The sequence below is a fragment of the Cysteiniphilum sp. genome, assembly GCF_057495195.1.
In genome coordinates, this window is record NZ_JBXTEF010000051.1 from 1 (window position 1) to 13,741 (window position 13,741).

A 13,741-nucleotide genomic window follows, 5' to 3' on the forward strand; every position below is an offset into this window, starting at 1 on the left:
TTTTAGAAAAGGTTTTCGGGCAGTGGCTAGCTGCTCTCACACTGCTAGTTGCGTTATTAACCGATGGATTAGGCTTATTCACGCAAAACCCGAAAATCATTAGCTTGTGGAAAATGGAAAAGCTAATTTAGGATAGCACCCACAAGCTAAACTTTGAATCAATGATTGGAACCGCTTAAATTCTTTTTAAGCTCGTTTACTTCTTCAATTGATAGGTCAGTATAGGAAGCTACTTTTTTAGCTGTTAAACCATCCAAAAGCATATTGCGAGCAGTTGCCACTGCTTTTTTGTATTCGCCTTCTGCCATGAGCATAGGCGCGTGTTTTTGTAAAGCTCTTTCTTCAATCTGTTGAGACACGGTCATAACATCACCTTTTAACTCCATATTACTACTAATGATTTTATCATAGAATTGCTCAAAGTCTAAATTTGAATAATCACTCATATACTTAATAAGCGTCTGCCTAGAAAAACTATCATAGTCCGTTATTGTCTTAGCTGCCAACGCTAAAACGCTATCAATATCTTTCTTAGCTGCATACTTTAAAATAATTTCTAAGCCTTTAATATAATCATGCTGCAATATTTCCTCGTCACTTTTACTTACCAAATCCACAAACTGCGTTGTAAAAGCAAACTTCTTAGCAAGCTCTTTATTTTCAAAATAGTCATTAATATCTAAACTGTGACTAAATGGCTTTTTATTCGTATAGTAAATGATACTGACAACTAAGGGCAGTTTTTTTACACCTTTATTTCTCTTTATGTAATCCAGTAAATAAGATGTCTGATAATGCCTAGATCGAATCAATATAGTTATATCATCTGTACTTTGCACTTCAATATGCACCAATATTGCGCCTTGTCTGCCGTCTTTAAACTTAAACAAAAATGCCAAGTCGGATTGCTCTTTTTGCTTTACGTTATTTTTATGCTGCTGTCGGGTATGCTCAACATTGGCAAAACCCAAATCAACACTAGACCAATCAATTAACTCTACAAGCTCTTGTTGAATATATTGGCGTAAAAATGATAATGAAAACTCACGATTATTGAGTAAGTCCTTCACTAATCTATCGTGATGATCAGCCATTTTAAACCTATACTACTTTATAATTTAACTACATTATAACAAATAGATATTACTTTATCTTGATTTTTTTGACATTAATAATTTTAAAACAGATGAAAAATATCTCTAAAATATCGCTGCTTAAAAATCAAATAAAATTCATATTTAACCATGTAATCAGTGGTGATTTTTATTTAAATATTTGTCTATTAACATTTTATAAATAATTAAAAAATACTATATATAATTTGAAATAAATCATTAAATATAATTATTAGAAAAGTAGCAAATACACTCTATATTCGTTAAAAGCTAAATACGGCTATTTTGATCATGTATACACTTATGCTCATGGATTTTACAAACTAGCAATAACGCAGCTTACAGAGCCAACTAAAGGCACAATTCAACATGGTCATATATCACTTATAAATTTACCTAAGTCAGATTTCTAGACGCGTTTTTTGGTGGCGCACGAAAGTGTTATATAATCTTGGTTTATATAAAAACATTAGATACCTCAACTAGATACCCCTAGCAAAGGTATCTTTTTTAATGAACTAAAATAATAACCAATGAGGAGCAACATGAATATACCACCACTAAGTGATAACTTTGTCTATCAAGGATTAGATAGCCTAAATTTTGATAACTTCTCTACCGCTATGTTTTTTATAACTTTATGTACTTTCTCAATAGCATGTGTTTTCTTAATTCAGACATTTTCAATAGGTCTATTTAAAAAACAGAATAAGACTATTAAAGAAAAGTTAATCATAACGGTAAATTCAATAACAATGCTATGGATTTTTACTCAGATAATATGCGCTATTTTTTGGATAAGATCATATAATCAAATGCCAGTAAAAACATTATCCATCCTATTAATAATTACTCTACCTTTTTGCATTAATCAAATTTACACAAAAATTACTATATTCTTTTCAAAAAAAGAATATGAGAACCTTAAGGCGCATCATGAAAAAATATATAAATTAAACGAATCAATTAATAAATCAATTATGACTTTAGATGAAATAATACAAGAGCATGTGAATAATAAAAAAATGCTAGAAGAAAAAATCATTCAACTTGATCAGGATATCAAAAATAAAACAGATAAGCTTGAAAAAATAAAAAGTGAAATTGAACAAAAAGAGAAAGAAATAAATTCAAAAATGAAAATAGATAATTCAGTAACATCTGAAAAACAAGGATTAGTATAATGCCATCACCTTATGTAACACAGCTAATAAAAAATGGAAAAAATCACGAATATTTAGTGTTATCTTTTTTAGAGAAACATAAATTTTCAACATTATCAATTTTGCAAGAACTTCTAAATGTTTCGTATGATGGCATAAAGAGAATGATGGTGAGATTTGAAAAAAGAGAATATATAGAATCTCATATTTTTAATGCTGAATTTAAAAGAATTAAAATTGTAGGACTCTCTTTTAATGGCATTAACCATCTATGTGATTTGCGCTACGAACGACTACCAGAAAATGCCACTGAAACACAAAAGGAAAACGCTTTAAAAACAGATGATTCGGCAAAGTTTTACATGTCTAAATTCCCAAAGATTCAATATAAGCATAATCTGGCAATACAACAGTTTCATGTGAATGTTTACAACGCCAAATATGAATCAATAGCAAAACTAAAACCAAAAAAGATCAATATCATTAAATTAAGCGCTAATGACATTAAAAAATCGTTTAAGGGTAAAAAAGTAGAAAAGAGACCTGACCTTGAAATAGTTTCTGAATCTGGAAATATCGCTGTTGAAGTTGAAGTTACAGCCAAATCAAAAGCCCGCTATGTCGATCTTATGAAGCAATATAAGCTGAAATTAGATAAAGGCGATTACCACTATCTTGTTTATGCAATACCAGATAATAAACGAGCATTGCGTGTGACATTATCAGAACTTGCCGAAAAAAATTGCTTCAAAGATCATTTATTGATTGTTAGTGTTTAATTTATATTTTTGCTGATGCTGTAGGCTTTGAAAAAAGTGTAGATGCCTTGATTTCTGGTTTTGGTGTATCTTCTGGATACTTTAACACTGCTGTTTGTACTAACTTTGGCATACCAAAACCTAGGCATATCCCAACTTGCTCAGGTAAGTTTTCAATGGTTGTCGAACTATATGTTGGCACCATACGCTCGTGCCCATGTGTTTCATCATTATCTGCTATCGTCTGCATCGCTTCATTGGTGCTTGAGCGATTACTATTGACTGTTATTTTTTTCTTACCTGTCATCTTACTGACCTTTTCCGCAAGCTTGGCAGAGGGGGTTTCATAGATCAATTTGTAAGTGTTAACGTCCATCGAATCTAAAAAGGCTTCGGCTTTAATGTCTTTATTCTTATCATCAATACTTTGTGCCGTCATATTCATAAGCATTGTACAACCTTTTTTACGCACTTGCTCGAGCATTGACTTAACCAGAGCATTAGTAAACTCAGCAAACTCATCAATGAAAACGCAAACGTGTTTTGCTTCTTTTTCATCACGCTTTTTGATAATTTGCAAAATTCGCATAAATAAGCTTTTACATGCTACTGAGCGCTTATCTTTAACCGCCATGTTAGTACATGAAATGTAAACAACATCGCCATTATCAATTGCTTTTTTAATATCAACACCATCATTGGTGCAAATAATGGGTAGACTGGCAATATCACCAAGCTCGCGATAGAAAGTCGGTAAATTATCATCTTTATCAACGGTTTGAGATAAATTGCCAGAATTTTCAGCCTTAGTATGTAAATCTAACAGGCAACTGGATGATTCGACAAACTCCTCGTAAATGTCACGCGCCTGCCTTGAAAAACTGGCGTAATAATCAGCGCCACCTTCACCATACTGCAAATAGGCAAACATGCCGTTAGTCAGCTCAATAAAATCATCTCTATCAGCGCCTTGCAGCAAATCTACTTGCGGAATATTGTGCTTTCTAAAATCGATATAATGAAAATTTCTACCTAAAATACGTGTCCAGTGATAAAGGTTTTTCATTAAATGCTCGTCATTATTCGGGTCAAAAACAACGCTTGCTATGTGCTTCATAAGCATTTGAATCAAAAACACCTGTGAGAATACGCCTTTACCTGAACCACTGGCACCTAAAATAGCAAAATGACGCAATTTACGATCTCGTATAAGCTTCATCTCTACAGTAACTGGCATTTTATTGTCGATATCCATCGCTAAGAAAATAGCATCATCTTCAAAATAAGTTTGTGGCTCAAATTTACCTAAATCTTTGGTTTTATCCACGATGTCGTTGTAATCTTCTTCTGATGATTTCTCTCTATCATCTGGCAATCTTGCTTTGCGTTCTTCTTCTACAATGGCTGCATATTTTGGCTCTAAAGTCTCGGCAAACAGCAAACGCTTAAAGGCACGATAAGTATATTCAAGCAAAAGTGCGACTGTCATAAATGCGAGAATATAACGGCTAAACAATGGATTGCTAACAAGTGATACCCAGCCCGCTAGATTAAATATTCCTGCATCAACCATTACCGCCAACCCAGAACGAAGCACAAAGACAGCTACAAAGCCCAAGGTTAACAGATATATTATAACAATAGCAATGCAGCCTGTTGCTGCTAAACTCTTAGTTAACCCCACCCTTTTAAGCGTTAAATCGTGATCTTTAAGCATATCAAATCCAATGTAGCGCAAAGGCATATAGATGATTGATAAGACCATCATGATTAAAATCATCTGTAAGCCAGATTGACCGACACCTGTTATTTTGGTGAGCATCTCCAAAAAACTAAAATAGCCCATGCCAAAGTCTGTCTTAAGTGCCAAAGCATACAGAACAAACTGCACCAATGCCGAACATAAGAACAAACAAAAAAAATAAAAAATCATGCGAATAGATAAAAATAATTGCATTAGCATATTGAACTCCCAAACTGAATATTGATTACTTGAATGTGTAAGGCTGGCTTAATGTGCAGCATCAACCTGATCTGATGAGGTAATATTTTCTGCGTGTTTGCATTTAGGATAATTAGAACAGCCTAAAAACTCACCTCTTTGGCTTTTTCTAATCACTAAATCGCTATTGCATTTAGGGCAAATCTTGCCTGATTTTTTAGGTGCTTCTTTTGGTTTGGGGTTAAAGTTTGGACTACCGTTATCATCATAAAATATTGATTTACAATCTGGATAACCACTACATGCCCAGTAAGGCTTTTTATTCTTGCCAGTCCGCTGTATTAAATTGTGCTTCTGGCATGTCGGACACTGAATGTCTGAGGTGATTTGCTCAGCACGCGCTTTAGGTTTCCCTCTTGCATCATCCATAATGGTATTGCAGCCTTCTTTGTAGCCAGAGCATCCCCAAAAGTAACCTTTGCCTTGCTTTTTCTTGTGCCTTACAAGCCCTTTACCACAGTTAGGGCATTCATGCGCAACCAATTGATGCGTAGTACCTTGCAGCTTTTTAAGTACATCTATATTGTCAGCAAGTGTCTTTTGAATCCCGCCAATGAAAGCGGTGTAAGTGTTTTTACCTTTGGCAACATCGGCTAAGACTTGCTCCCATTCGGCAGTGATGGTTATGTTTGAGAGTGCATCGGGTAACTGTTCAATAATTGCCTTGCCTTTAGCCGTTGATATAAGGCTTTTACCTTTTGATTCGATGTAACTGCGTGATTTTAGCGTCTCAATAATATCAGCGCGTGTTGCCTCTGTACCTATGCCTTGAACTTCTGCAAATATCTTTTTGGCTTCTTCATCGTCTATTTTGCGTCCGCAGTTTTTCATCGCAGCAATGAGTGTGGCATCGGTATAGTGGCTTGGTGGCGATGTTTTGCGGTCATGGATATTGATTGCTTCATTAATCACTGCTTTATTTTTGTCTAAAACAGGCAATTGCACATCTTTATTAGGCATATTGCTATTGTCGTCTTTTTCTTTCTTTTCTGTTTTTTGAAATAAAAACGCCTGCTTCCAGCCTAACGATAAAGGCACAACCCCTTTTGCCTTAAATTGTTCATCAACGCATGTAATCACAAGCACCGTTTCATCAAAAACATAATGCCCCATAAACTGCGCTAAATACTGCCGCACAATCAAGTCAAATACATTGCGCTCGATCTGCGTCATATTAGCAAGATTTACCTTGTCGTTATTCGTAGGGATTATCCCGTGATGTGACGACTCATTAACCTTTTTGTCATTCCAGCAGCGTGACTTAAAAGCACTGTCACAATGCGGTATTAAATCCTGATAATCACTGTTTATTGCACTTAAGTTCTGAATGATGCTATTGGCTTCTTCAAACTGAGATAGTGGCAAATATTGGCAGTCTGAACGTGGGTAAGTCGTCGCTTTGTGCGTCTCATAGAGTGCTTGTGCCGTATTGAGTACCTTTTTAGCATCATAGCCATATTTATTATTGGCTGCCTTTTGTAAGTCAGACAATGAAAAAGGCAACGGTGCCTGTTGTGATTTTTTCTGCGTGTCGTATTGCGTAATGGTGCCTTGCTGTTTAAGGCACTTTTGTTTGACGCTTTCAGCATACTTTAACTCTAAGCAACGACCTTCTTCATCACCCTTTGCATAATCAGGAACAATCCATTCACATTGAAATTGACTATTGTCCTGCTTAAAGTCAGCCGTTATCGTATAAAATGGCTTAGATACGAAATTAGCAATCTCTTTGTCACGCTCAACAATTAAGCGCAAGGTAGGGGTTTGCACACGCCCCACTGAACATACATTGCCTTGACCACCAAATAGCAGTGTTGCTGCTCTTGTGTAAGACATGCCCGTCATCCAGTCCGCACGCTGACGACCTAGACCAGCCCAAAATAAGGCTTCCGTCTCGCCGCCATCTTTAAGGTTAGATAATGCTTTTTTGATACTGGCATCATCCAGCGCAGATAACCAAAGGCGCTTTAGTGAGCCATTATAGCGAGCATTGCCTAAAATAAGACGCGCAATCAACTCACCTTCTCTATCAGCATCCGTGGCAATAACCACTTCACTGGCTTTGCCAATCCAATCTTTAACCGTTTTTAGTTGCGCCTTTGCTTTAGGGTTTGGCGACAATTTCCATTTCTCAGGAATAATCGGCAAATCGTCCATATTCCATTTTTTAAACTTTTCATCGTAAATTTCTGGGTCGGCAGGCTGTAACAAATGACCAAATCCCCATGTGACAACATCTCTTTGATTGGCAATGTAGCCATCACCCTTATTATGGCAGCCAAGTACACGCGCAATATCTCTGCCTTGGCTTGGTTTTTCCGCAATAAATACACGCATATCTCACCTACCTTTAGGTATAGCGAACAACAACACCTGTCATTGCTGCCATTGTCTCTTTAATATCAATAATCGCATTACCACCCATTGCCGCGGCTTTTTCTTTCATAATACTATATTTTGATTCTAATGATCGACTCACAAAAAAGGTGGTTTCATCTACAGAAACCTTGCCTATTGCCTCGTAGTCACGCTTTGGCTTGCCTGCCTCAAATATCTGAATATCTTTAGCATTCGTTGACGCATAGTTTTTTGTGCTTGTTTTAACACTGCTATCACTGGGCGCACCAACTATACCAAATGGATTTCCAGCACAAGCCGTTAAGCTTAAAGCTGACAAACTCAAGCTACTGAATATTAATGCGCGCTTTAATCCTTTTAAGTTTCCTTTAGCCTTCATCATCTTACTGTTTCCTTATGTTTTGTTTTGTTCTTTGTTTTTTTAATAAAGTTACTTCACTCTTTGCGTTTGCTGTTTTACTGCTTGCAAAAGCTGTAAACTCAGTGCCATTTCTTTTTCTAATTCATGCTTATAACTCAGCATGGATGCTGTTAAATAAGAGGCTTGCATCACTGCCATTTTTCGATAAATCTGTGATTTATTATCACTTTCCTGAATCTCTTTAACTGCCTTATCACTAAAATCATCAATCGCCTGATTACTCAAAGGATTATAAAGATTCTCTTTGTCGTTTTTAATGCTGTCAGTGAATACAGAAACACTTGTTTTATAGGCTTGTTCTTGAAGAACATCTGCATTTTTTAGTACATCATCTTGGCTTTGCACGCTAGGCAAAGTGGATACTGCTATGGTGCTAATATCAGTAATCTTGTGCTTGCTTGCATCATGCGCCACTTGGTAAGGGTTTTTAGAGGTTTTAATATATGTTTGTGTGTTACTGCTTAACTGACTTAATGACTGACAGGCTAAATCATTCAATGCGTTTGACAATGAATAAGCACCACATACATTAACAGGGGCAGAAGACATCGCTAACGCTTGATTAGCATTGTTAAATCTTGCCTGATTATTTCTAACAATCATGTTAGCCACGCCATTATTAAATGCACTACTGTAAATGCCACTACCTTCAACCTGTGATGTTGTATTATTCATATATGTGCCACTTAAATCCTTAAAAAGACTTGAAACATCTGTTGCCTTTTTAAGGTATTCAGTTGTTTTACTAAGGTCAAAAACTGGCACAGCCATACTTGAACTAAAAATTAGCGTTGCCAGTGTTGTGCAACTAAGTGTTGTTAAAGCACGCATAATAAAACCTAATTCAAAAAGCTTTTAATCTTATTAACCACATCATCACCACTTAAGTAATGAAGGTACTTACAGGCATCGGCTACATTAAAGTTTGGCAAGTAATCTTTTAAACTAAAATCAGGCAACCCAGATAACTGAAAATTAACACCACACAAACCATTACTGTTTTTGAGAAAATAAGGGTTATCTTCCACCTTATTGTTAAGGTTTAATGTTTGGCACACATCGGTATTAATAGTTGGCGTGTTAAAGTGGCACGTTGCACTATAACCAACACCACACATGACACTAAAAAAGAGCGTCATTGTCATTTTTTTCAATCGAATCAATTGCATACTACTTCCTTTTTGTTCTGGTCAGATCGCTCGCAATGTCTTGGTGATCTGCACAACACAACATCACTTCGCTTTAATTTGCGCTTAACTTCTCTGTAAAATGAAGCCATTGAAACGCCTGCAACATCAAGCGCCACTAAAAATACACAAAAGAAAGCCAAGACAATTTGCAACACCCACCAATGAATAACGAAAAATATTAATAATGGCGGTATAAACATCGGATTGATGCCATACACGCTTGCCCGATAATTTAATCGGTAGCCAATAAATGAACGCATTTCATGGTCATGCATAAGGCTAAATCCTAGTTATCAAAGCCAGTGTAGCCATTGCTGTTAGCATTAGCTTGAGCATCGGCTGAACCTGTTGTATTAGCGATCATTGAAAAATAGGTGCCCGCACTACCAACGATGATACCAACTACCGCAATAATCACGGCTTTCCCCGCGGACATTTTACCGCGATAATCTGTTTTCATCGTAATGATGGCTACCATTGACATGCCATAAACAAAGCCAATAATGCCAACAAGACCCGCTACCGCCCAGCCGAAAGTTTTGATACTACCAAAAATGCCCATAATCTTTTGCAGCCAAGTGGTTAAATTATCAGTGCCATCGGCTAAAGCAAATACTGGTGTACACATCACAATAAGCAAGGCGCTGAATGCTTTCGTGTACATATTGTTTAATCTGTTTTTGATTGATTTTACTTTGCTCAAAGTTTTCATTTTTTCATCCTCACATTGGTTTATTTGTTTATGTTTTTATGAACTCGTTTTTTTGTGTTTTTTATTATTTTTACTTCTTTTGACTATTTGACGCGTGAATCCTTGACCTGATTATCAAGCAGAATGTACGGCACGTTATTAATCACCAACTTATCTGGGGTTTGGTAACTGACTAAGCCGTACTTGGTATACTCGCCTGCATTAACGGTTTCATAATCTGTTTTGCCTTTATCTGTGACCTTGATGATCGCCCCATTAGGTGAGTTGCCAACATAACTAATCTGTGCCGTTGTGTTGTATCGTGTTGCATCACCCTGATCTTTTGCATTGCCGCCATAATTGCTAATTTTTAGTTGCTTAATCGCGGTGTTAAGCTCAGTAATACTTTGCTTTAAACCATTGTTATCACTGGAGCCTGTTGCACTTAAACGAGAAGATAAGTTATCGTAATTTTGCTTAATGTTGCTATTCATTGTCATGATGTTGTTATTAAGTTTCTGTGTTGCACTCATTAGCTCTTTTAAAAGGCTTTGCGTGTCAGCGCGATCATCTTGTGCTGCCTGAGCATTCGTCATAGATACATGGTTAACTTGATCAATGACGCGTTTTAAATTGCCTTGTAGCTGAGATTCCGAAACACCACCGCCACCAAACATGCCAATGAATGAAAAAAGCATTGCTGCACCTGAAAAACCAACCGCTAATTTGATTAGTAAAGCGCTTTTATCTTTTATCGAATCGTCTTCCTTAACCTCTTTTTTATTTAGTGCTGCCTTAATCTTATCTACTGTTTTTTCTGTCTGCTGCTTAGCTTGGCTTAACTCGCTATCTTTGCCATTTTTAGTATCTTTAACCTCTTTTGACTTATCGGCATCTGATGTATCCGTGGATTTCACTTGCTCATCATTGCCTTGTGATACCTCTTTAGTGTCCGCCTTACACGAACTTACGTTGCTTTGATCTTGCTGATTTTTCTTATCTTGCTTATTGTGCACGCTTTCTTCTTGCGGCTCATTCGGCTGAGTGTTTTTTGATTTACCCAGCTTTAATGATTCATTTTCTGATTGCTCGAAATCCATTATTTACCTCGCTTTATTGATTGTTCCAAAAATAATTAACTGCTTTTAATTGCCATAAACCTGTTTGTTTTTAAGTGCCAGCAATGCTGCTTGTATCGTTTCTTGTCTCAACTCAGACTGGTAGCGCATCATCGATAAATAATTATTAAAAGCCTCTAACTGTGTTAGTGAGCGCAAAACGGATGAATCAGACATGAAATCACTTGCGTCTTTTTGTGTATTAGTGATTTTTTTAATCCACTCATCGCCTTCTGGCGTGCCAAAATGATCATCAACAAATTTCTGCATAAGCTGCATCACGGATGGCTTATTGTTATCTTGACCTAATCTCAAGGCTCTTATGGTATCTAGTGAATTAGCCGCTATCGCTCGCATGGCATTGGGGCGCAGATAGTTATCAACGTAATCTAAGCCATCATCTTGGTTATTATTCGGTGGTGCCGTATCAACTTTTGCACCAATCACAATGTCATTAAAAGTTTTCGTTGATTGTGCGGTTAACGCATCATATGTATCACCTTGTGACCCCAACAGCACATCAGCTCTTACAACCAAAGGGCTAGGTGCTTGATTCTCCCCTTGCCCTGCATGTAATCTGCCTTGATCGCCCTGCTCTTGTTGCGCTATTTTTCTGGACTCATCTAAAATTGCTTTCGCGTTTGCCTGAGAGCTTGCCGATGCTGCAAGTGTTGGATTAGCTTGATTTAATAGATTGCTGGCGCGTTTTTCACTGGCAGTTGCGACACCTGATAAAAGACCACACATAGCATCATTCATGGCATCGGAGACTGAGTAAGTAGAACATGCATCACTTGATGGCTGCATTTCCTGCCTTAAATGACTGTTAAAAACATCTGATAACGCCTGATTTTGGCGCACAATTGAATTGGCAAAGCCATTATTCATTGCATCTACTTGTGCAGATTTACCCTGAATATCTGCATTAAGCTGATTCGTCCACTCTTTAATTGATTGCTTGAATTGATCAACCTCTTGCTGTGTCTGTTTTAACAGACTTAATACCGAACTAAAATCAACCACTGGATAGCCTACGGCATAGCTATTGGTTGCAATAAAACTGGTTGCTAACATCCCAGTTATAATCATTTTTTTAAGTTTAGACATCCTATATACCCCTTTAAATAACAATCTCATAGCCCATTGATTTAGAAACCATCTGAATCACTGAGCCAAAATTCCAAAGACAAATAGCAACAAAGTAATAAATAACAATTTTTGACACGCTCATCGTGCTATTGCCTGATGACAGCGCATACCATTTCCCTGTAATCCATACAAAAATGGCAAGACCTAATAGCTTTGCCAACATCATCATGGTGGTCACAACTTTAGCCACCATATTAATATCACCACCTGCCAGATTAAGTTGAGATAACACATTGATAATGTTCTCACTCATAATCCAAGGGTCAGATTGCGCTACCGTGTAGGCGTTGCCCTGAAAGGTGGTTACACTGCCCATGTCAAAATAACTAACGGCTGATACCATCACCATCGAGACAAAGAACATCATAATAATTTGACCTGTGGTGTAACTCTTAGCCCCTGAGCCATTAACCGTATGCAGTAATCTTGTGCAACTCACACAAAACAGAATCACACCAATTAATGCCGATAATGCCAATATGAAATTACGTACCGTGAGAAAATCAAACATCGACAACACCCTCTTCAACTAACTGTGCTAAGTGCTTTTCTGAACTTCTGCCATATTGCTCAACACAAGTTTGAACGGCTTGCGTGAGGTTATCTCGGTGAGCAATCAGATAGTCCTGAACTTCTGGCGTAAAAATAAGATATTCACGCAACGCAACTCGTTTACCATCTTTGCGCTTAATGAGCTTTTGAAAAATGGCAATACCAATACTTTCAAGCAAGCGTTTCATCTCACCATCGGTGCGAAGATTAGCAGGCACAAGATCAACCATGCGTGTGACAATCTGCGCCACTGAATTAGCGTGTATTGTAGTGATTGCTACATGCCCTGTGTTCGATGCTTGCAGTATCGCTTCCAGTGTTTCATAGTCGCGTGTTTCACCAATATTGATAATGTGCGGCTTCTTACGCATAAAGCTACGTATGGCATTAGAGAAAACATCAAAACCTTTGCCCTGTTCAAACTGCCGCACAATAGATCGACCTTCGTTGATTTCATTGTAGGAATACTCAACAGGTGCTTCTGCGGTATAAATAACCGTGCCATGTGTTTTAAGCGGTGAATCTTCAACCGCATACGTAATTAAAGAAGCAATAGACGTTGATTTTCCCGACCCTGTGGAGCCTGCAATAATAAATAACTTACCTTTGGTTAAAGCATCATTATTACTGCACATCGCAATAAATCCATCAATCAGCACTTTATCCATGCCGATATCCTGTAATCTTGGTGGGCGTGCAGGTAATGGGCGCATGACGATTAAAATACCCTGAATATCCTTTGCCATAGATACACGGTAACGGTAAGTTTTGTTATCTGCTTTAAACTGATATGAGCAATCAACATCTTCTGCAACAAGCTTTGTTGAGATACCAGAGCCACCATAAAGCAGCTCAGCAATTTGCGTGACATAACCTCGCGGCAAATCAAACTCAGTTAACGCTTCAAGCGTATTATGGATATCACCACGTATTTGACGCTGAGTGATAATGTAAAAATCAGAAACACCCAGATCAGTGCCATGCTGTAACAGCCGATTAAAATGATCTTGATCAACAATCTCATGCTGCTCCATCGGCAAGATATAGTGGCTACTTTGATGATTCTCAATAGCCTGAGCGTCCAACACAGCATTACTCATTACTTAAATCCTTTTGATTTAAAAACTGCCAGTTGTTTTTAGGATTAGTCACCAGTTTTGCATTCGCACTAATGCGATAGGTTGACTGATTCACCGACATTGCCTGATCATCACCCACAATTGC

14 protein-coding genes are annotated in these 13,741 nt (G+C 37.3%); 2 read left to right on the forward strand and 12 right to left on the reverse strand.

Annotation, left to right across the window (positions count from 1 at the left end):
- Nucleotides 1–158 precede the first annotated feature (158 nt).
- Complete coding sequence (locus tag ACY10D_RS04650; protein ID WP_486999609.1) at nt 159–1,094, reverse strand: Rpn family recombination-promoting nuclease/putative transposase; 936 nt, start codon at nt 1,092–1,094, stop codon at nt 159–161.
- 566 nt (nt 1,095–1,660) lie between these two features.
- Between ACY10D_RS04650 and ACY10D_RS04655 the strand changes: the two genes are divergently transcribed.
- Nucleotides 1,661–2,299, forward strand: coding sequence for a hypothetical protein (locus tag ACY10D_RS04655; RefSeq protein ID WP_486999610.1), 639 nt, complete (start codon nt 1,661–1,663; stop codon nt 2,297–2,299).
- The gene (locus tag ACY10D_RS04660; RefSeq protein ID WP_486999611.1) at nt 2,299–3,057 is read left to right on the forward strand and encodes a hypothetical protein; all 759 of its coding nucleotides are present in this window, start codon (nt 2,299–2,301) and stop codon (nt 3,055–3,057) included. Before ACY10D_RS04655 ends, ACY10D_RS04660 begins: the two co-directional genes overlap by 1 nt.
- Before the next feature lies 1 nt (nt 3,058).
- Here the strand turns inward: ACY10D_RS04660 and ACY10D_RS04665 are convergent, their stop codons facing one another.
- From ACY10D_RS04665 to ACY10D_RS04715, 11 genes are all read right to left on the reverse strand, one after another.
- Entirely contained in the window at nt 3,059–4,999 is a 1,941-nt protein-coding gene (locus tag ACY10D_RS04665) for a type IV secretion system DNA-binding domain-containing protein (RefSeq protein ID WP_486999612.1), read from the reverse strand.
- A gap of 48 nt (nt 5,000–5,047) precedes the next feature.
- Nucleotides 5,048–7,375, reverse strand: coding sequence for a DNA topoisomerase 3 (locus ACY10D_RS04670; protein WP_486999613.1), 2,328 nt, complete (start codon nt 7,373–7,375; stop codon nt 5,048–5,050).
- A gap of 13 nt (nt 7,376–7,388) precedes the next feature.
- Complete coding sequence (locus tag ACY10D_RS04675; RefSeq protein ID WP_486999614.1) at nt 7,389–7,778, reverse strand: hypothetical protein; 390 nt, start codon at nt 7,776–7,778, stop codon at nt 7,389–7,391.
- 48 nt (nt 7,779–7,826) lie between these two features.
- Nucleotides 7,827–8,648, reverse strand: coding sequence for a hypothetical protein (locus tag ACY10D_RS04680; protein ID WP_486999615.1), 822 nt, complete (start codon nt 8,646–8,648; stop codon nt 7,827–7,829).
- A gap of 8 nt (nt 8,649–8,656) precedes the next feature.
- Complete coding sequence (locus ACY10D_RS04685; protein WP_486999616.1) at nt 8,657–8,986, reverse strand: hypothetical protein; 330 nt, start codon at nt 8,984–8,986, stop codon at nt 8,657–8,659.
- A complete protein-coding gene (locus tag ACY10D_RS04690) occupies nt 8,977–9,282 on the reverse strand; it encodes a hypothetical protein (protein WP_486999617.1) in 306 nt (101 codons plus the stop codon). The genes ACY10D_RS04685 and ACY10D_RS04690 overlap by 10 nt, the downstream gene beginning before the upstream one ends.
- Before the next feature lie 11 nt (nt 9,283–9,293).
- Nucleotides 9,294–9,719, reverse strand: a complete 426-nt coding sequence (locus ACY10D_RS04695; RefSeq protein WP_486999618.1) for a hypothetical protein — start codon at nt 9,717–9,719, stop codon at nt 9,294–9,296.
- 83 nt (nt 9,720–9,802) lie between these two features.
- On the reverse strand, nt 9,803–10,798 hold the full coding sequence (locus ACY10D_RS04700; RefSeq protein WP_486999619.1) for a hypothetical protein: 996 nt from the start codon (nt 10,796–10,798) through the stop codon (nt 9,803–9,805).
- A gap of 45 nt (nt 10,799–10,843) precedes the next feature.
- A complete protein-coding gene (locus ACY10D_RS04705) occupies nt 10,844–11,923 on the reverse strand; it encodes a hypothetical protein (RefSeq protein WP_486999620.1) in 1,080 nt (359 codons plus the stop codon).
- A gap of 13 nt (nt 11,924–11,936) precedes the next feature.
- On the reverse strand, nt 11,937–12,476 hold the full coding sequence (locus ACY10D_RS04710; RefSeq protein WP_486999621.1) for a hypothetical protein: 540 nt from the start codon (nt 12,474–12,476) through the stop codon (nt 11,937–11,939).
- A complete protein-coding gene (locus ACY10D_RS04715) occupies nt 12,469–13,617 on the reverse strand; it encodes an ATPase, T2SS/T4P/T4SS family (protein WP_486999622.1) in 1,149 nt (382 codons plus the stop codon). Before ACY10D_RS04715 ends, ACY10D_RS04710 begins: the two co-directional genes overlap by 8 nt.
- Nucleotides 13,618–13,741: the final 124 nt, after the last annotated feature.

What these genes read in the sequence shown, in the direction of transcription:
- ACY10D_RS04660 (WP_486999611.1), top strand. Translation starts at nt 2,299, where the DNA reads ATGCCATCACCTTATGTAACACAGCTAATAAAAAATGGAAAAAATCAC.
- ACY10D_RS04705 (WP_486999620.1), bottom strand. Translation starts at nt 11,923, where the DNA reads ATGTCTAAACTTAAAAAAATGATTATAACTGGGATGTTAGCAACCAGT.
- ACY10D_RS04700 (WP_486999619.1), bottom strand. Translation starts at nt 10,798, where the DNA reads ATGGATTTCGAGCAATCAGAAAATGAATCATTAAAGCTGGGTAAATCA.
- ACY10D_RS04665 (WP_486999612.1), bottom strand. Translation starts at nt 4,999, where the DNA reads ATGCTAATGCAATTATTTTTATCTATTCGCATGATTTTTTATTTTTTT.
- ACY10D_RS04655 (WP_486999610.1), top strand. Translation starts at nt 1,661, where the DNA reads ATGAATATACCACCACTAAGTGATAACTTTGTCTATCAAGGATTAGAT.
- ACY10D_RS04650 (WP_486999609.1), bottom strand. Translation starts at nt 1,094, where the DNA reads ATGGCTGATCATCACGATAGATTAGTGAAGGACTTACTCAATAATCGT.
- ACY10D_RS04690 (WP_486999617.1), bottom strand. Translation starts at nt 9,282, where the DNA reads ATGCATGACCATGAAATGCGTTCATTTATTGGCTACCGATTAAATTAT.
- ACY10D_RS04710 (WP_486999621.1), bottom strand. Translation starts at nt 12,476, where the DNA reads ATGTTTGATTTTCTCACGGTACGTAATTTCATATTGGCATTATCGGCA.
- ACY10D_RS04715 (WP_486999622.1), bottom strand. Translation starts at nt 13,617, where the DNA reads ATGAGTAATGCTGTGTTGGACGCTCAGGCTATTGAGAATCATCAAAGT.
- ACY10D_RS04685 (WP_486999616.1), bottom strand. Translation starts at nt 8,986, where the DNA reads ATGCAATTGATTCGATTGAAAAAAATGACAATGACGCTCTTTTTTAGT.
- ACY10D_RS04675 (WP_486999614.1), bottom strand. Translation starts at nt 7,778, where the DNA reads ATGATGAAGGCTAAAGGAAACTTAAAAGGATTAAAGCGCGCATTAATA.
- ACY10D_RS04670 (WP_486999613.1), bottom strand. Translation starts at nt 7,375, where the DNA reads ATGCGTGTATTTATTGCGGAAAAACCAAGCCAAGGCAGAGATATTGCG.
- ACY10D_RS04695 (WP_486999618.1), bottom strand. Translation starts at nt 9,719, where the DNA reads ATGAAAACTTTGAGCAAAGTAAAATCAATCAAAAACAGATTAAACAAT.
- ACY10D_RS04680 (WP_486999615.1), bottom strand. Translation starts at nt 8,648, where the DNA reads ATGCGTGCTTTAACAACACTTAGTTGCACAACACTGGCAACGCTAATT.